At 43.5% G+C, this 18,517-nt stretch carries 12 protein-coding genes; 5 read left to right on the top strand and 7 right to left on the bottom strand.

The features are described 5' to 3' along the window. Window positions 1-46 precede the first annotated feature (46 nt). The 4 genes from EPX21_RS19595 to EPX21_RS19580 all read right to left on the bottom strand — a co-directional run bounded on the left by EPX21_RS19595 (window position 47) and on the right by EPX21_RS19580 (window position 9,155). Complete coding sequence (locus tag EPX21_RS19595; RefSeq protein WP_166670822.1) at window positions 47-2,923, bottom strand: tetratricopeptide repeat protein; 2,877 nt, start codon at window positions 2,921-2,923, stop codon at window positions 47-49. A gap of 62 nt (window positions 2,924-2,985) precedes the next feature. Next, the gene (locus EPX21_RS19590; protein ID WP_134091357.1) at window positions 2,986-4,467 is read right to left on the bottom strand and encodes a S10 family peptidase; all 1,482 of its coding nucleotides are present in this window, start codon (window positions 4,465-4,467) and stop codon (window positions 2,986-2,988) included. Between the two features lie 34 nt (window positions 4,468-4,501). Continuing rightward, window positions 4,502-6,025, bottom strand: coding sequence for a SusD/RagB family nutrient-binding outer membrane lipoprotein (locus EPX21_RS19585; RefSeq protein WP_134091356.1), 1,524 nt, complete (start codon window positions 6,023-6,025; stop codon window positions 4,502-4,504). A gap of 28 nt (window positions 6,026-6,053) precedes the next feature. Continuing rightward, window positions 6,054-9,155 carry a SusC/RagA family TonB-linked outer membrane protein gene (locus EPX21_RS19580; protein WP_134091355.1) on the bottom strand — a complete coding sequence of 1,034 codons (3,102 nt, stop codon included), beginning with the start codon at window positions 9,153-9,155 and terminating at the stop codon, window positions 6,054-6,056. 289 nt (window positions 9,156-9,444) lie between these two features. Here EPX21_RS19580 and EPX21_RS19575 point away from each other — a divergent pair, with 289 nt between their 5' ends. From EPX21_RS19575 to EPX21_RS19565, 3 genes are all read left to right on the top strand, one after another. Then, on the top strand, window positions 9,445-11,784 hold the full coding sequence (locus tag EPX21_RS19575) for a TonB-dependent receptor (protein WP_134091354.1): 2,340 nt from the start codon (window positions 9,445-9,447) through the stop codon (window positions 11,782-11,784). Between the two features lie 75 nt (window positions 11,785-11,859). Next, window positions 11,860-12,339: a thioredoxin family protein gene (locus EPX21_RS19570; RefSeq protein WP_134091353.1), complete on the top strand. Its 480-nt coding sequence runs from the start codon at window positions 11,860-11,862 to the stop codon at window positions 12,337-12,339. Window positions 12,340-12,489: 150 nt separating this feature from the next. Beyond that, on the top strand, window positions 12,490-13,206 hold the full coding sequence (locus EPX21_RS19565; RefSeq protein WP_134091352.1) for a DUF4198 domain-containing protein: 717 nt from the start codon (window positions 12,490-12,492) through the stop codon (window positions 13,204-13,206). A 150-nt stretch (window positions 13,207-13,356) separates the two neighbouring features. On the opposite strand, the gene EPX21_RS19560 is transcribed toward EPX21_RS19565, so the two are convergent. The 3 genes from EPX21_RS19560 to EPX21_RS19550 all read right to left on the bottom strand — a co-directional run bounded on the left by EPX21_RS19560 (window position 13,357) and on the right by EPX21_RS19550 (window position 15,459). Further along, the gene (locus tag EPX21_RS19560; RefSeq protein ID WP_134091351.1) at window positions 13,357-13,944 is read right to left on the bottom strand and encodes an alpha-ketoglutarate-dependent dioxygenase AlkB; all 588 of its coding nucleotides are present in this window, start codon (window positions 13,942-13,944) and stop codon (window positions 13,357-13,359) included. Between the two features lie 13 nt (window positions 13,945-13,957). Further along, complete coding sequence (locus EPX21_RS19555) at window positions 13,958-14,815, bottom strand: methylated-DNA--[protein]-cysteine S-methyltransferase (protein ID WP_134091350.1); 858 nt, start codon at window positions 14,813-14,815, stop codon at window positions 13,958-13,960. A gap of 167 nt (window positions 14,816-14,982) precedes the next feature. Beyond that, entirely contained in the window at window positions 14,983-15,459 is a 477-nt protein-coding gene (locus EPX21_RS19550) for a DUF6702 family protein (RefSeq protein WP_134091349.1), read from the bottom strand. Window positions 15,460-15,573: 114 nt separating this feature from the next. On the opposite strand from EPX21_RS19550, the gene EPX21_RS19545 reads away from it, so the two are divergent. Together EPX21_RS19545 and EPX21_RS19540 are read left to right on the top strand one after the other, a co-directional pair. After that, window positions 15,574-16,158, top strand: a complete 585-nt coding sequence (locus EPX21_RS19545; RefSeq protein WP_240768739.1) for a HupE/UreJ family protein — start codon at window positions 15,574-15,576, stop codon at window positions 16,156-16,158. A gap of 9 nt (window positions 16,159-16,167) precedes the next feature. Then, on the top strand, window positions 16,168-18,501 hold the full coding sequence (locus EPX21_RS19540) for a M1 family metallopeptidase (protein ID WP_134091347.1): 2,334 nt from the start codon (window positions 16,168-16,170) through the stop codon (window positions 18,499-18,501). Window positions 18,502-18,517 lie beyond the last annotated feature (16 nt).

Raw genomic sequence — 18,517 nt, 5'->3', positions numbered from 1 at the left:
AACGAATCGACTCGGCAATATATAGTATCGTCCCGATTAATAAGGATTAAGGTATAAACAACAGATTTTGCTCTTTGGTTAACTGCTCGGCGGCTGACTTATTCCCTTGTTGACGATATAGATCTATCAGTCGGTAAAAAGTCTTTCTGAAATAAGGGTTGTGACGTAGCGACTCTTTATAATGGGCAATGGCGCTGTCCAAGTTCCCTCGCTTTTCCTGTAAAGATCCCTCGCTGTAAAAACGAAGTGCGCTATAGTAAGGACTTGATAGATGGCCTGCGTTTTCTAGCCAGTTGGCCGCTTCATCCAAGCGATTTAAGTCGGTTAATAGTTGGATAACTTGTTGCCTTTCTACCGGAGACAACTTACTTCCGTTATCCATTGCCTGCTTTAGATAAAAAGAAGCGGAATCCACCGTCCCTAGCGAAAAATAATTATCGGCCAATATCAAATCAAAGTCCGGTCGTCGAGAGCGGTTTGATGCCAATAATTGCTGTGCTTTTAAAATTTGTCGATTACTTTCATTAAAAAGACGTTGAGAAGACAAAGCTTCGGCGTATGCTAGTTGAATAGCAAAGTTTTGGGGTTTTTGTCCGGCAATTCGGGCTAACACCGGGAGCTGCTCTTTGTCACCTAACATAGCGCGTTGCGCAGCGGCAAATACGCGGGCCTCGTCTTTCTTGTCGCGTAAATAAGTAGATATATCAGCGCCCGTTTCAATATAATCGTCTGCAGCTTGTATAGCCTCTCCGACTTTGCCCTGTTGATGGTAAAGTGTACGTAATGTGGTTGCAAGGCCGGCCTGATTCTGATAATCCGCCTCTAACTGCATAGCTTTTTTTAAGAAGGAAACCTGCTTTTGTAGGCTTTCCTGTTGCTTCTCAATAGGCAGCTCTTCCATACGGTTCGCTTCTAAGAGCGCATAGGATTCGTAGGTCGGAGCATATGAGGGGTTAATGTCTTCCGCCTGATGAAGATAGGCATAGGCCTGTTGCCAATCTTTTTTACGCATCATAAGATCGGCATAGGCCAAGTATATTGGCTGATACGCTTTATCAAATTGCAGAGCGGTATCTAACAAAAGTGCCGCCTGTATACTATCTTTCGTCTGTTTACTAAGGTTTATATAAACTTCGGCCCAATTAGTTGCCATAGCCTTTTTGTCGCCGGCCAGGTATCGTCTTTCTTTGTTAACCAAGCTATCCAAAAAACTGTACATCGCAGGATCTTTATCAATTAAAGCGGACTGCGTATTCATCGATTTAAAGTCGAGCGGATGCACCTTTACTGTTTCGAAATAGGCCGGGTAAGTTTGTGCTAAGTATTCCGATTCGTTGTTTCTTGAATAGTAATCTAAGGTCCGGTTTTCTCGCATGGCCTGGTAGTAGAGCGCACGAATTCTCCTGTTTTCCTGATCGGTTAATACCCGGCCATGAAATAAATGTACATACTCATGTAAAATAACGTTTCGTTCCTGGTAGGCGCCGCGTTCCACGTACTCAATGGCGGCCGCGCCACTACCTACACCTCTTATGTCCATCCATTGCCGGTTGTCAAAAGTGGTGCTGAAGCGAAAGAAGGGACGTTTCATTGCAATCGCTAAATCCTGGTGAAGGGGAGGGATAACAAAGGTATTACCCTGTTTCGCTAGAAAAGGGAAATAGACCGTACTGGTATACAATTGATTCCACACCATCGCTTTCGCTAAATCGCCGGGGTAGTAAGCTACGTCCGGAAATACGCTTATGAAACTGTTTAAGTCGTCAATTTTGACGTGTTTTAACACGCTCGTTATTGAGTCATAGGTGTTCAAATAAGGAATCCGTTTGGATTTAATTACTGCAGAAAGTCCGTTGTGCGCAGGGCCGTAATGGGGTTTTTTATCTAGGATTTTTTGAAAAATCCGCTGTGCTGAATCCAAGTTTTCTTTTCTTGTACGGCTATCAAAATCGCTGTAGTAAATTGACGCGCGGTGCATCGAGGGAAGCACCGATTCGGGAAATTGTTTACCGGCCTGTTTTGTGACAGCCAGGGCTTGTTGTATCTTGTTTTGTTTTACAAACGAATCGGCAGTTTCTAGTTTCTCCCGGATGATTGTTTCGTTGGGGTCGGCATAATCTACAAAAGTTAGGTTGGTGTGCCCATTACCCCAATGCCAATGGGTTTGGAAGTGTAGGGGATTGAGAGCTAAAGCAAGATCCCACTGCGCAGCCATTTGATTAAGTAGTGTGGCATCAACACGCCGCCAAATTGCATAACCGTAACTGAAGCGTGCATCGGCATTGAAAGGATCCAGTTCGAGCGACTTTATAATGAAGGGCGTGGCCTTTTCAGGTTGCTGATTCCAAAAGTAAACGTCCGCTTCCAATAAATAAGCGGCGGCCAAATCAGGATTACTCGATTGCAACTTGTTGGCTATTAAATGCGCTTCATCGTATTTTCGTTGTAATAAGAGCGCTCTTCCTAAAATCAGTGCGACCTCTGTGTCGCGATATTGCTCTTGTAAAGCCTTGCATAAATCAACCGCCTCCTGCAATCTCCACGCCTCAATTAATAGCGTAGCCTTCACTTTTAAAGCGCCCACGTGTTTGGGATCATGCTGAAGTACTTGGTTTACATAACTTTCGGCTAATTGAAAATTATTATTCAGCCAGTAATATTGAGCCAACAAAAGCATGCGGTCATCCGCAGGTAGGTGTTCCTCTTTTTGTATCAAAGGGAAAAGTTCTTTCCACATACCTAATTGTAGCCCTTTCTTCAATATGTCAGCTCGGGATGAGGGGCGTGAATCTTGGAGCTCTTGGCGTAGCACTTCCCTTCTTTTCTCAAGTTCATGGAAAGCGCTCTTGACATCGTCGACTTGTGCGTAGCCGAATGATAGACAACAATAAAATAGGTACGTGAAAAGAAAACAATGCTTCATTTTGTTCTTCGGCTTTTGCTTGTTTTTAACAAATCTTCGAAAATAAGGGGTGCTCATTTCTCTTATTCATACTTAGCAGGTGTCCCCTTTTTAGCTAAGCTGCTTTTAATAAAATTACGAAGATCTTCATTCGCTTGTTTTAGATCTTCTTTGCGAAGATACATCATATGGCCGCTACGATATCCTTTTATTGTAAATCTGTCTTGGAACTTGCCGCCTGGATCCATTTGCCAGAAATTGTATTTCGCATTGAAATAGTCGCAAGCACCATCGTAGTAGCCCGACTGAAGCATCACCTGAAGATAGGGGTTTTGCGCCATAGCAAGTTGAAGATTCTCTCCGGTATGATCGTTACTTCTGTCCCATGGATGTACAGGGCCAAACATATGGTATTTGGTGTCGGTTTTATAGTTCAACTCATTAGCCATATAGTGATTAATAGCAGGGGTAAACGAATGAAGCCATGAGGTGAGTTCAGCGTTATAATCGGGGCGCTCGCCCCCATCTTTTTTATCAATGCCTAGATAGCGAGAGTCTAGGCGGCCAACGGTGAAGCCCCTGTCTCTCAATAGCTCCTTCCAAAAAAAGTTAGTAGCGATAGCTAAGTTCTGCTGTAATACCGTTTTTTCGGATAGGCCGCTATAACGTGCAACCTGTTGAGCAATAGCCTGCCTTTTCTCTTTAGATAAAGCGCCTCCCCAAGTTAATGCCGGTAAATATTGCTCGACTGTGAATTTTTCGATTTCAGGCAATATATCCAATAAGTCTTTTTGCTGTAGCTCATTTGGCAGTGCCTTGTGATACCAAGCGGTCGCAGCAAAATAAGGCAGGCTAAGGGCCATGCCGACAGGCCCATCCCGATCGATACCTAAATCGGTAGGAGAGACTAAAATAACACCATTTAAATACATCCACTGGCTGCTTTGCAAGGCTAAAGCCAAGCCCGAAACACGCGTTGTACCATAGCTTTCGCCGATGAGGTATTTGGGCGATGGCCAGCGGTTAATGCGCGTTACAAAGGTGTTGATCCAATCGGCTAAATACTTGATGTCGGCATTTGTTCCAAAAAACTGCGCTTTATCGGCTTCCTTTTCGAGAATGCGAGAGTAGCCCGTATTAACAGGATTGATGTAAACGATGTCGGCCACATCTAAAATAGAGTACGGGTTTTCGGATGTACCATAGGGCTGTACCGGGTAGCCTTCGTCATCTATATGGATTAGGGCCGGCCCTGTGTAAGCGATTTGCATCCAAACGGAAGGCGTTCCCGGGCCGCCGTTAAAGGAAATCACCAAAGGGCGTTCGTCTTTGTTTTTAATCCCTTCGCGTTCGTAATACGTATAACTCACAGAGGCTATAGCTTTGCCCGACTCATCCCAAACAGGTTGCGTTCCCATGACCGCTGAATAACTGATTGCTTCACCGTTAATAGTTGTCTGATGTTTGGTTACAACTGTACTGTCGGGGTTGATTTTCTTTTGCGCCCATAGGCTTGTTTGGCCTATCAGTAATATGATGCATAAAAATAGTGTTCGCTTATTCATTTTTACTCTTATAGTGTTTAACGATATAGATACATTATTGAACATCCCAAAATACGCGTTCTAGCATGTTACTTTTTTGATTGGCATTTGGGTTATTGTTAATTTCCGATTGTGCATAGTAAAGTGAGCGGGGTACCTCATTATAAATAGCTTGAGGTTGTGATAGGGGTGTTAGCCTTGGGTAGCCGGTACGTCTATAGTCAGTCCATGGTTCGACAAGTACACCGAAATTTGCAATATATTTTTCGGTTATAATTTGTTCGAGCTGTTGGTCTTGCGTGCCAGTTAATACGCCGTGCTGAGCTAAATACGTTTGTAGCTGTTGAGATGAAAGTCCCGCTTGCTCAAAGGAAGCTTTGATTCCCTCGGCAAAGAAATATTGTGCATCGCCGGCAACTCCATAGCGGAGTGCCGCTTCGGCCCGAATAAAATTGTACTCTGAGAAATTCATTAAACGAGCTGGGCTGTCGCCCCCAAAAGTAATGGCTCCGTCTTTTAAGCTGCCATCGGCGTTTACTAAAGCCGGGTCTACGGCTGAAGGTGTTCCATACAGATAGCGATATGATCTTGAATAAGCCAGCGACGGATTTGCTTCTAGCATGCTGGAGCCTTTATAGGTTGCCGGTTCTGAATAATATGGAAATGGTATGAAATAAGCACTCCGTCTTGGGTCCTCGCGATCATTCATTAGGTCTACCAGGTATCGATGTGGAAAGAATTGATTTTTAAATTGGCCATTTTCCGCGCTATACAGTGGATTTTGTCGTTGCGATTCGGCTAAGAAAGGCATTTCGAAGTTGTCTAGATTGCTTTGCATAAATGGTGCGCCGCTATTTATCAGATCATTGAGCTGCTGCGCGGTAAAGGAGGGATCTTTTGCACTATAATGTAAGTATATCCTAAGTTTTAACGTATTGGCAAAGCGCTCCCATTGGTTGCGGCTGCTTTCCCAAGAGCTGCTACTATAAATCGTACTGTACTGGTTTGGTGATAGCGCTGATTGCTCGGCTTTGATATTGGCGAGGCCGTCGTTCAACAAAGCGATCAGCTCTGTGTAAATTGCTTCGTCATCATCAAATGCGGGATAAAAGTTAGCGGTATGTTTTGAAGCTTCATAAAAAGGCACATCTCCCCAGGTGTCTACCACTATTTGATAAACGTAGGCTTTTAATATTTTGGCAACACCTGCATAATGCGGACTGCCTTCTGCCGTAGCCTGCTCAATGAGCAGCTCCAGGTCGCTTAATACTGTAGCAAAAATAGATACCCACTGGTTATTGATATCCGAATCGTTTACATTATAGCGCTCGTATTCTTTATTAGCGCTAAAGCCCGCTACCGGGCCATGGCCACTAAATTGTTGTATAAAGACACTACTTACCCTAAAGAGATCACTGGCGCCCATATAGCCAACGTTTACCGTAATAGAAGGTAGCATCTGACTGATTTGAGCTTTCTTGATATTGTTAGGATCCTCATTGACATCGAGGAATTGGCTACAAGAGGTAAATAGGTTTAAACCAACTGCTAATATCGCACCGACTGTTAATGCTTTCATAATATTTTTTTAATTCAACTGAAGTTTGTTAAAACTGTGCTCTTATACTGCCACCAATAATTCTTGAAGTAGGCTGTATACCAAATTCTAAACCACGTGCATTGCTTATCCCTAATAGGTTTTGCTCGGGATCAAGATGCGGATAGTGAGGCGCGTAGATGAAAAGGTTCCGGCCGTATACCGCTACTTGGAGTCCTTTAATAAATTTTAAACGGTCAAATGTAGCGGCGGGCAGATTATAGGTCAGGTTGGCTTCGCGCAACTTGAGGTAGGTTGCGTCTAGCACATAACCTTCCCATGCGACGTATTTCCCCTGTAAGCCGTAATATTGTTGGGCGCTTACAGCTACAGTATTAGGGCTTCCATCCGCTTGTACGCCCTCGAAAATGTAAGGTGTTGTAGGAGAACCATCAGCGTTAAAACGAGCATATTCGGCTGTTTCTGCAGCGACGCCATTTATTCGCAGGTCGCCAATTGTGCGTGAAAGCTGATCCCCTTTATACTTGAAATCAACTAGAAAAGATAGACTAAAGTCTTTATATTGAAAAGTATTGCTAAGCCCCATTGTAAATCGGGGATTCGGGTTACCAACCTGTTGAACATAACTGGTTACCTGTGGTAAACCGTTTGTTCCGATAATCATGCGTCCCTGATCGTCCCTCACATAGGCATTTGACCAAATTTGGCCGTACTCTTCGCCTGCCACCAAACGCACATTGGGAGAGGTAAAGCCCCCTATGGAAATATTGGTCACACCCGGCGCAAGTTCTTCAACGGTGGATTTGAATTTAGTGAAATTTAAACTTGCTTCCCAGCGAAAATGCTCCTTTTCGACGGGAATAGCCGATACCAGTAATTCAATGCCCTTTGTCGAAAGCTTGCCTGCATTGGTTACCAGACTGGTAAAACCGGATGTGGAAGGCACAGGGACAGAGAAGATTAGATTTCGCGTGTCACGTCTGTAGACCGAAGCGTCAATAGCCAGGCGATTATTAAATAGGCTTAGTTCCGTACCTAATTCATACTCTCGGGTGAATTCGGGTGTTAGGTCTGGGTTGCCCGTGCTGTTATTAAAAGTGTATCCTGCTAAACCGTTGAATGGAAAATTCACGGTGGTTGATCCCAGGCCGTCGGAGGCGGATGCGCGGCCATAGTAGCTGCCAATGGCATAAGGATCAGCGCCTTTTCCTACTTCCCCTATATTGGCGCGAATTTTTGCTGAGTTCAATATGTCAGATTTTAGGGTAGGAAAGGCCTCTGTCGGCACAAAGCTGACGGCCAATGCCGGATAAAAAATTGAGCGATTTCCTGTCAAAAGCGTTGATGGAAAGTCGTTTCTCGCCTTGGCATTGACGGAGAGAAAACTTTTATAGTCGAGTACTACGTCTGCAAATACACCAACGGCCCGTTGGCGTGTAATAGAGCTTGATGGATTATAGGTAATGAAATTCTTCAGATTATCAAAACCCGGAACGACAATACCGAGGCCGACCGCTTCCAGATTGTTACTATAGTTTACAATAAGCTCATTGCCGACGGTAGCCATTAAATTGAAATGCTCGTTCAACTTCTTGTTTGCGTTGAGTGTAAAATAGGAGTTGATATTTCGAACAGCATCAGCTTGTTCGCGTAAACCTCCGGCGCCGGCTGAATTGGTGTTTCCATTACTGCGAATGCCTTTATCATCAAAACCTTTAACGCGAGCAGTAAATATGTCTGCACCGATTTTTAAGTCGGCCTGTAGCCATGATACGATGTCGTATTTCATGTTGAGGTTTCCGTAGAACCGGTTCACTTCGCGATGGTTTTTGATATGTTCGATAGCCCAATAGGGATGATCTTCTGCAGCGTACCATAATTGATTGCCTTCAGCATCTTGATAGGGGAGGTTCGTCAAATCATAAGAACGGGGTGCATAAATACCGCGCCACAAAGGATTCGCTCCTTGGTTGCCCGATTGTGTTCTGTCAGACGTGTTGTTTGTAAAAGAGAAGGAAGTAGCGATTCGGAATTTCTCTGTCATCTGTACCCCTGCGTTAACCGTGAGGTTGTTTTTATAAAGCCGGTTGTTTGGGACTAAGCCCGTCTCCGTTGTGAAGCCGTAGGCAACCCGATAGTCAAACTTATCATTCGCTCCCGAAAAGCTCAGATCGTTCTGAGAGGAAATCGAATGCTGAAGAATGTCGCGTATGTTGTTGGGATAAGCCTGTAGTATTTCTTCGTCGCCAAACCAGTTAGTGACAGTTTGTCCAGCAATTTTTGGTCCCCAGGAGCCGGAGACGTTGTTAATATAGTTTCCGTTACTGCCCTGAGCGTATTCGTTTTGAAAGTCTGGAAACCGACTGACTGTGCCGATAGCGGTATTGGTGGAAAAACTGATTTGGTTACGGCTACCTTTTTGTCCTCTTTTTGTAGTGATTAGGATAGCGCCCGAAGCAGCTCTAGAGCCGTAGAGAACAGTTGCCGCTGCACCTTTGAGAATGTTTACACTTGCAATGTCTTGCGGATTAATGTCGGAAATACGACTGGAATTGACAACACCCGTGTTCACGGAGTTGTTACCTCCGCTATTATCTAACGGTATACCGTCAATCACGTATAACGGTTGGTTACTTCCTGTAAAGGTGGTAAAACCACGGATTGTCACATTGGAACCTGCAAATCCGCCACCGGCACCGCTTACTTGCACACCCGCGACTTTCCCTGCCAGGGAATTCGTTACATCGGTAGTCGGCGCTTTTGCCAACTGTTCTGCCTTCACTTCGCTTACCCCATAACCCAAGGTCTTTCTGTCGCGCTGAATGCCAAAGGATGTAACCACGACCTCCTCTAGGTTTTGGGCGTCGGTTTCCAGCATAAGGTTGAGAGTCGTCCGACTTCCAATTGGAACCCGTTGTTCGCGGTATCCGATACCGCTGATTATTAAGGTAGCCGAAGGTAGCGCCTTAATTACGAATTTACCTTCCGCATCGGTGGTAGTTCCTTTCGTGGAGCCTTCAATTCGGATAGAGATTCCCGGTAAGGGTTGTCCATCCTCTTTTGAGCTAACCACGCCTCCCACGCTTCTTTCTTGTGCGATGGCCAATGCGGTTAATAAGAAAAAAAATGTGCAGTAGAGAATTTGCTTCATACAAACTGTTTTTAGGTATAAAAGGAAAAAAGATCAATACTTTTCGAAACTAGCTAATTGCATATCATCTTTTTTTACCAGAAATGGCCATTTCTTAACGTAAATTAATCTGGCCCTAGTCGCTCGGTTTTCTTTTAAACTTTAGTCGTTTGTCAATGCATAAGGTGCCGAGTGCCAATGCTTGATCGCTAAGTTTGGCTGTGTATTACTTTTTTATAGAGAATTATTTAGTTTTATTTGTTAGGTTAGTCTAACTTTTGTAGTTTTGTTTTATAATATAAAAAAACTTATGAAGCGAGTATACCTGTTTTTCTTTTTCCTCTTAATCGGGAAATTCACAATGGCACAAAGCGGTGCCACCATCGAAGGCACCATTTTTTATCAGGGATCGCCATTGGAAGGGGTAACCGTTAAAATAGACGATACAAAAATAGGAGGAGTAAGCGACAGCATCGGAAGATATTATTTTACCGGGCTACAGGCCGGAACCTATCGATTGTCGGTTAGCCGTTTGGGTTTTGTAAGTCAAACGAAAGCAATTCAAGTGACGGACCAAAAAACTATTAGGTTGGATTTCAGTTTGGAAGAAAAGGAAGACGGATTGGAAGAAGTAGTGGTTACAGGTACCATGAAGGAAGTGAATCGCCTGGAAACACCCGTTCCTGTTGAAGTGTATAATCACCATTTTTTTAAGAGAAATCCGACAGCAACGCTATTTGATGCTTTGCAAATGGTTAATGGTGTTCGGCCACAGATAAATTGTAATGTATGCAATACAGGCGACATTCATATTAATGGACTAGAAGGCCCATATACAATGGTATTAATTGACGGGATGCCTATTGTCAGCGGTTTGTCGACCGTTTATGGTTTGTCAGGTATCCCCTCGGCTTTAATTGAACGGGTGGAAGTTGTAAAGGGACCGGCTTCTTCTTTGTACGGATCTGAGGCCGTTGGCGGACTGATTAACATCATAACAAAGAAGTCACAAAGCGCCAAGTTATCAGCAGATGTTTTCGGAACGACCTGGGGAGAGTATAACGCCGACTTAGGCTTGAGCCAAGCGATCGGTAAAAAGGCAAACGTATTGACCGGATTAAACTATTTTAATTTCGCTAATAAGATTGATCATAACCACGACGGTTTTACTGATATGACCTTACAAAATCGGGTGTCTGTTTTTCAAAAATGGAATTTTAACCGAAAAGAGAATCGGCTGTTCTCTGTTGCGGGGCGATATCTATACGAAGATCGCTGGGGAGGACAAACAACGTGGAATAAGTCGTATAGAGGAAGCGACGAAATTTATGGTGAAAGTATTTACACTAAAAGATGGGAAGTGTTAGGTAATTATCAATTGCCTGTAAGCGAAAAAATGTTCTTCATGTTTTCTTATAATGATCATGATCAAAACTCGGTTTACGGAGATGAATGGTATCTAGCTAAACAACGCATAGCTTTCGGACAGCTCACCTGGGATAAGCAAATCGGCAAACATGATTTATTGGCAGGTGCCGCATTGCGATATACTTATTATGATGACAACACAACTGCGACAACGGTTACTGAAAGAAGCGGAGAAATAGTCAATCATCCCAGTAAAATAACAATGCCTGGGATTTTTCTTCAGGATGAGATAAAACTGGCCTCCAAGCATAGCTTATTACTTGGAATGCGATATGATTATAATTCGGAGCACGGGAATATTTTTACGCCGCGTATGGCCTATAAATGGAGTATCAGCGATCATGATATCCTTCGGTTAAACGCCGGAACCGGATTTCGGGTAGTGAACCTGTTTACCGAAGATCATGCCGCCACAACAGGTGCCCGAGAGGTGGAGATCGAAGAAAACTTAAAGCCAGAGCGGAGTATCAATGTAAACCTCAACTATATTAAAAAATTAGAGCTGGCAGATGGCAATTTACTTAATTTCGAATCTTCTGCGTGGTATACTTATTTCAGCAATCGCATTTTGCCAAATTATGATGAAGATCCTCAAAAAATTATTTACAGAAATTTGGCAGGCCACGGCGTAACGCGGGGAATCAGTCTAAATGCCGATTTGGCGATGTACAACGGGTTAAAGCTGACCGCCGGTGGTACGTGGATGAATGTTTTTAATAAAGAAAGAAACGACGAAGGACAGCTGGAAAAATTCAGGCCGATTTTAACCGAGAACTGGATGGCAACGTGGGCATTGTCTTACCACATTAATGCACTGAATTTGGGAATCGACTATACCGGTAATGTGTACGGCCCTATGCGTTTGGCCTTATTGAGCGAGCTGGATCCTAGACCTGAGTACTCTCCGGTATGGAGTATCCAGAACATCCAATTTACATGGTCTAATGGAAGCAAATTGGAAATATATGGTGGCGTAAAAAATTTGTTAAACTGGACAATATCGAAAAGCGTTCCCGCTTTCGAAGAAGGGGATGGGGCCGGGATAAAATCGCCCATTGCAAGGGCTTTTGACCCTTTTAATAGTAGTGTAACTTATGGGGACGACGGGCAGATCATTCCAACTCCGGATAATCCCTATGCGTTGCAGTTTGATCCAGACGGATACTCATATGGCCCCAACCAAGGAATTAGAGGGTTTTTAGGTATAAGGGTGCGTATTTAAATTCGTTGAATGTTTTAGTAGTAGTCAATTTAGCAGCCGTGCCGTTCACTTAAGGCCTATTGCTTAAAGCTTATAATGAAAAAAAGGACAATTTTATGTTTGCTGATTTATTGTGTCGTGCTACGGGTCGCTGCCTTATCGGCAGCGCCCTTAGACACGGTATCTTTTGACCGCTTATCTCAATTGCAACAAAAGCAAAAAAGATTGACGCTCGTATTGATTGGTACGGAGTGGTGTAAATATTGCGAAGCGATGGAGAGATACATCACTGCCGATTGGCCGCAAGCTATTGAACAAGGCTATTATTTTTTGAAATTGGATGTCGAGGAGAAGGAGCCGATAAACTTCAATAAGCATCTGTTTTATTACCGGCCCACTGGAGCATCAACCGGCCTGCATGAATTGGCAACTTACCTAGGTACCGATCAGTCGGGTAGCTTGTCTTTTCCCACTATTTGCATTTTAAGTGAAGAAAATGAGCTGCTTTTCCGGTATCAAGGATTCCTGCGGAAAGAAGAGCTCGGTCGCATTCTCATGCAGCTTCTATCGGACTAGGTAAACCAACTATATACTATTCGCCATTTCCCCTGGGGATAAGGTTTTATGAGTTTCTTCTTTATTTGTACTAATTCTAAATAAATGTATATTTGTCGGGAGCTCGGCTAGTTTGACGAGTTCTGGACAAATATTAAACGAATAAGATTCATGAAAACTTTGAAATTTACCCTATTAGTAGGTTTATGCTTCTTCGTCTCTGTACAAGCGAAAGCTCACGCATTGTGGATTGAGACGGCCAGCCAAGGCAAGTTGGGTGTTGCCCACGATGTCAAGATTTTTTACGGCGAGTTCGCTTTAAACGAAAGAGATGCCCTTGAAAAATGGTATTCAGACGTAAGAGATTTCACGCTCTGGATTGTAGCCCCCGATGGTAAAAAGAGTCAGTTAAAGGCGGTTCCTGAACAGGCGTACTATAGCGGTAGTTTTACGCCCGAAAAAGAAGGCGTATATACGCTGATGGTAAGTCATGAAGCCGCTGACCTAGGCGGTACAACTAAATATCACTTTATTTCTTCTGCTTATGTCAGCGTTGGTAAGTCAAATAAGGTAGACGCCAATTTGAATGATAATGCGTTGAAATTATACGCTGACAATCATCAAGTTTTTGCAAAAAATAAACCAGTTAAGTTGTTTGCCTATTTAAATGGAAAGCCATTGGCCAACAAGCCGGTGAATGTAGCATCGCCCGAGGGTTGGTCAAAGGAAGTGATGACAGACGAAAATGGTATGTTAAGTTTTCAACCATTGTGGTCGGGACGATATGTGGCCGAAGCGCAGAATTTCGAGAAGGTAGGTGGCAATCATAAAGGAAAGGATTTCGATGCTGCCTGGATCGGATCGACTTTTTCCTTTGAAGTAAAGTAAAGAACTGACTATTAAATGCTTCGTCGTAATGTCAGTCAAGAACGTTTATCTTGGCTTATCCAAATTACGCTTAGTATTTAGAGCTATCGGAAATTACTAAAGAATGAAGTACTAAGGGAGGACCGTTTTCTCCCTTATTTTAGCATAAAGCTATTTTTCCGCAACCGCTCTAAAAGTCAGGTTTATTCTTGCCTCTTGGAGCTGTGGTCGTTTCGGTAAACTATGTTGCCAGTTATGTTGCGTAGTTCCTTTCATGATAAGTAAGCTTCCCGGCGGTAAATCGATCTTTACCTGCAGTTTCGGGTCATCATAGTGGCGAAGTAAAAAAGGTCGAGTTGCTCCAAAACTCACCGAAGCAATGGTTGGATTTTTACCCAAGGACTTTTCGTTATCACGGTGCCAACCCATGCTGTCGGCTCCGTTGCGGTAATAATTAAGTAATACGGTACTGAATTCTCTTTCTAAAAAGGCTTCCACCCTTTCCTTAATGAAGATTAATTCTTCAAGCCATGGCGCCGGCTTCATTGTAATGCCTGAATAACTGTACATTTTGTGGGCATCTCCATATAGTGCTGTTAGGCGCGGCTGCATGATTTCTTTTCCCATGATTTTAATGGGTTCCTGACGCCATGCTATCTGTTGCTTAAGTGCTGTAAATAAACGAGTTTCTTCTGAAGAGGAGAAGAAACCTTCAGTAAGATAAACCTCTCCGTCTTTTGGTAATAAGTTTTTCTGCATGATCTTATGAATCTTATTCTGCCATATGATAAGCCGAGCGTATAGCTTCCCAGCCAATAATCGCTTGTTTGCGGGCGCTTCCCCAATGGTAATTTCCAATTTCGCCGGTGGATCTAATCACACGATGGCAAGGTATGAGTAAGGCGATAGGGTTAGCGCCGACGGCGCTGCCTACCGCTCGACATGCCAGTCTGTTTCCCGACCGCTCGGCTAGTTGAGCGTAAGTGGTGAGTGTTCCAGCTGGAATCTGTAAAAGGGTCTCCCAAACTTTGATTTGGAACGGTGTGCCCCTTAAATGTAGCTTAACCGTTTTGATCTTATTCCAATCTTGATCAAAAAAAGATAGTACATTTTGTTGAAAATGGTCAACCGATTGCTGATACCGGGCATTTGGAAAAGCTGCACTAAGGCGCTCGAAGGCGATATCTCTTCCTTCATCGACAAAAGCCATGTAGCATATCCCTGTATGTGTAGAGGCCACAATCATGTCACCAAAAAGGGTCGGTGCAAAACTGTAGCTAACTGTTAAGGCAGCCCCTCCATTTTTGTATTCACCCGGCGTCATCCCTTCGATATTTACAAAAAGGTCGTGTAGCCGGCCCGTGCCGGAAAGCCCACTTTCATAAGCAGCATCAAACAGGGTGGAGCGGTTTTCCTTCAGCATGCTCTTGGCGTGCTCTACAGTAAGGTACTGTACAAATTTTTTAGGTGACACTCCTGCCCAATCCTGAAACATCCGCTGTAGATGAAAGGGGCTTAGGTTTACATGATCAGCAATTTGCTCAAGGCTTGGCTGACTTTTGAAGTGTTCCTTAATAAAAGCGATGGAAGCTGCGATTCTGTTGAAGTCTATTTGTTGTTGCGTTTCCATGGTGAGCCGTTTTTTACAAAATTACGTAAACTTAACCGACCATAGAACCCGATTCTTGCTGTGACGAATTTGTTTCAAATTCAAAAGCTTGCTTCCTGTAGCGATGGTGGGCAGTGATTAGTGATCAGTTAGCAGTGATCAGTAAATTTTACTAACACAACCAAAAACTAATAGCTAAAACTCACCTTTGATTTCGGATAGTCCAATTTGGTGCTCTTTCTTATCCCGTTAATGGTAACGTGAAGGATGTTCGACTGCTGTTTGTGTGATTGGTAGAGAAGCTTATTGTTTATCGTTATGTTTTGGATGACACTGCCTACTTCTGCCTGTACATAGCACCAGGCAGCATCTTCTTCTATTTCGTAGCCAAGATACTCGAGCTTACTAGGGGTCCCATTTATGCTTATGGCCAAATTCTGTAGCAGATAACTGGCCAGATGTCGGTTGACGGTTGAAGGGTCCTTTGGTTTGATCAAACTAAATCGTTGTTGGTACTTCTGCGCAAGTGCATCTTCTAAATCGTCAAAAAAAATGCGGCAGCTGATTTCCAGTTTCTTCTCTTCTTTATTGTGCTCGATGCTCGTTACGCTTACATAGAAGGGATGTAGCAGATTAAATAAGAAAAAAAGTAGGGTGTTCGACATTGCTTTCTAACGAAAATAAAAGACAAAGGTAAAAATTATGTGCTATACAATGTTTTTCTTTGTAGATTTATTGCCAAAGCATTAATTTTCTTTTAACATTGCGCTAATAACGCGGTGAATTTATTTATGCAGGATTTCTCTTTGTACTTTAATCTCGGATGGCAACATATTTTGGATTGGAATGGTTATGATCACATCCTTTTTGTTGCTGTGTTATGCGGCGTTTACTTGTTAAGAGATTGGCGCCAAGTACTTATCTTAGTGACGGCTTTCACTATCGGGCATTCAATAACTTTAGCGCTGAGCGTGTTCAATATCGTTCGAGTGAACACCGATTTAATTGAGTTTTTGATTCCGGTTACCATTGTCATCACCGCATTCGTCAACATGCTGAATAAGAAATATGACAAAAAGCTGTTATGGGTAAGTTATTGCTTCGCCATGTTCTTTGGTCTGATACATGGCCTAGGTTTTTCAAACTTCCTAAAGAGCGTTTTAGGAAAAGAGGAGCGTATTACCGGGCCACTTTTTGCCTTTAATGTAGGCTTGGAGTTTGGTCAACTCTTGATTGTTTTAGGTGTTTTGATAGTTTCTTCTATACTCATGCGTATTTTTAACGTGTCGCGAAGGGAGTGGAATTTGTTCCTCTCATCGGGCGTTTTTAGTATCGCTCTGCTCATGGCTATTGAACGATTTTAATGTTTCTATATGTTTGAAAAAAGGATTTCTCTTTTGTTCTTATCGGTGTTGATCAGCAACCTGCTTTTGGGTCAAAGCTTAAACAATCCCGGCTCAAATCATGGTAATAAGTTTGAGCAACTGGAAAGCATGTTACGTGATCCAAATATGTATCGATCCGCTTCCGGAGCACCCGGGCCTAACTATTGGCAGCAAAAAGCGGATTACATCATCAATGTAGAATTGGACGATGAAAAGCAACGTATTATAGGGACCGAAACCATCACGTATACGAATAACTCGCCCGATCCGTTAACCTATCTCTGGCTTCAATTGGACGAAAACGAACATGCTGCAAACGCCGAAAATAAAAGGTTCAGCACAAGCAGTATGAGCGATCAGATGTCCTTAAAGAAGGTGCAAGCGCTTATTGGCACCGATAAAGATTATGGCGTACATATTCAAAAGGTAAGCGATGTCTCAGGCAAGCCCATGACCTACCGTATCAATTATACCATGATGCGTATTGACTTAGCCGAGCCGCTTTTGCCGAAGGCGAAAATAAGCTTCAAGGTCGACTGGTATTATAATATCTCCGATAGAATGGTTGAAGGCGGTAGGGGTGGTTACGAGTTCTTTCCCGAGGATGGCAATTATTTGTATACCATTACCCAGTGGTATCCCCGCATGGCGGTTTATTCTGATTTCCAAGGTTGGCAGAACAAACAATTTACAGGACGGGGAGAATTCGCCTTAGCCTTTGGCGACTTTAAGGTAAATATCACCGTACCTGCTGATCATATTGTCGGCGCCACCGGAGAATGTGGTAATTATCAACAGGTTTTGTCCTCTGCCCAGCTTGATCGGTGGAAGAAGGCACAAACGACACAAGAACCCATTGAAATTGTGACTTTGGATGAGGCAAAAAAAGCTATGTCGTCCCGGTCATCAACGAAAAAGACGTGGACCTACCAAGCTAAAAATGTGCGCGATTTTGCGTTCGTTTCTTCTAGAAGGCTGGTGTGGGACGCTATGCGCGTAAACGACATCGAAGGCAATAAGCCTATGGCCATGTCGTATTACGGGCCAGAAGCCTATCCGCTATACAGGCCTTATTCGACAAAAGTGGTGGCGCATACCTTAAGGGTGTATTCAAAACATACCATCGACTATCCATATCCAGTGGCTATTTCGGTGGAGGCGGCGAATGGGATGGAATACCCGATGATCTGCTTCAATCACGGAAGGGCAGAGAAAGACGGTACCTACAGTGAAGCAACAAAATACGGTATGATCGGGGTGATTATTCACGAAGTTGGGCACAATTTTTTTCCAATGATTGTCAATTCCGACGAGCGGCAATGGACATGGATGGATGAAGGTTTAAATACTTTTTGTCAATATTTAGCGGAACAGGAGTGGGATGCCGATTTTCCGTCCCGAAGGGGGCCCGCTTATAAGATCGTCGATTATATGAAGCTTCCGAAAGATCAGCTCGAACCTATTATGACCAATTCGGAGAACATTGTACAATTTGGTCCGAACGCTTATGCAAAACCGGCTACTGCGCTCAATATCTTACGGGAGACTGTTATGGGACGCGAGCTCTTTGATTATGCCTTCAAAGTATATGCAAAAAGATGGGCTTTTAAACACCCTACGCCGACGGATTTTTTCAGAACGATGGAAGACGCTTCAGCGGTTGATTTGGACTGGTTTTGGAGAGGCTGGTTCTATGGAACGGATCCGGTGGATATCTCCATAGATGCAGTGAAACATTATCAGATTGCCGACTTAGATCCAGCGGCTTGGAAAAAGGAAGAGGAACGAAAATACCAAGCGGATCTGAATGCGATCACACGAAAACGCAATATCGCTGCGGGTACCAAATTTGCGGTTGAAACCGATACTTCCTTAAAAGATTTTTATAATAAATGGGACCGATTTGCGGTAACGCCGCATGAGCGCGAAGCTTTTCAGCAGTATTATGCAAATTTGAGTTCGGAAGAGAAAGCGATATTCGAGAGCAAAAAGCACTTTTACGAATTGTCCTTTTCAAATCGCGGCGGTTTGGTGATGCCGCTTATTATCGAATGGACTTTTGTAGACGGCACCAAGGAGATCGACCGGATTCCTGCTTATATTTGGCGACTAAATGAAAATGAGGTGACGAAGGTCTTTGTGAAGGGCAAGCTCATTCAATCCGTCAAACTAGATCCTGATCGGGAGACTGGAGATATTGATGAGGATAATAACACGTGGCCTAGACAGCAGGAGCCGAGTAAATTTGAAATATTCAAAGAGCGGAATGCCCCGAGAGGCAGCTCGAGCGGGGAGAATCCAATGCAACGGGCCAGAAAGTAGTTATTCGTGATTGGTT

The sequence above is a fragment of the Olivibacter sp. XZL3 genome (genome assembly GCF_004368405.1).
Lineage (GTDB): Bacteria > Bacteroidota > Bacteroidia > Sphingobacteriales > Sphingobacteriaceae > Olivibacter.
Note: the sequence above shows the minus strand (reverse complement) of the source record. Positions and strands in the feature narration are given on the sequence as shown.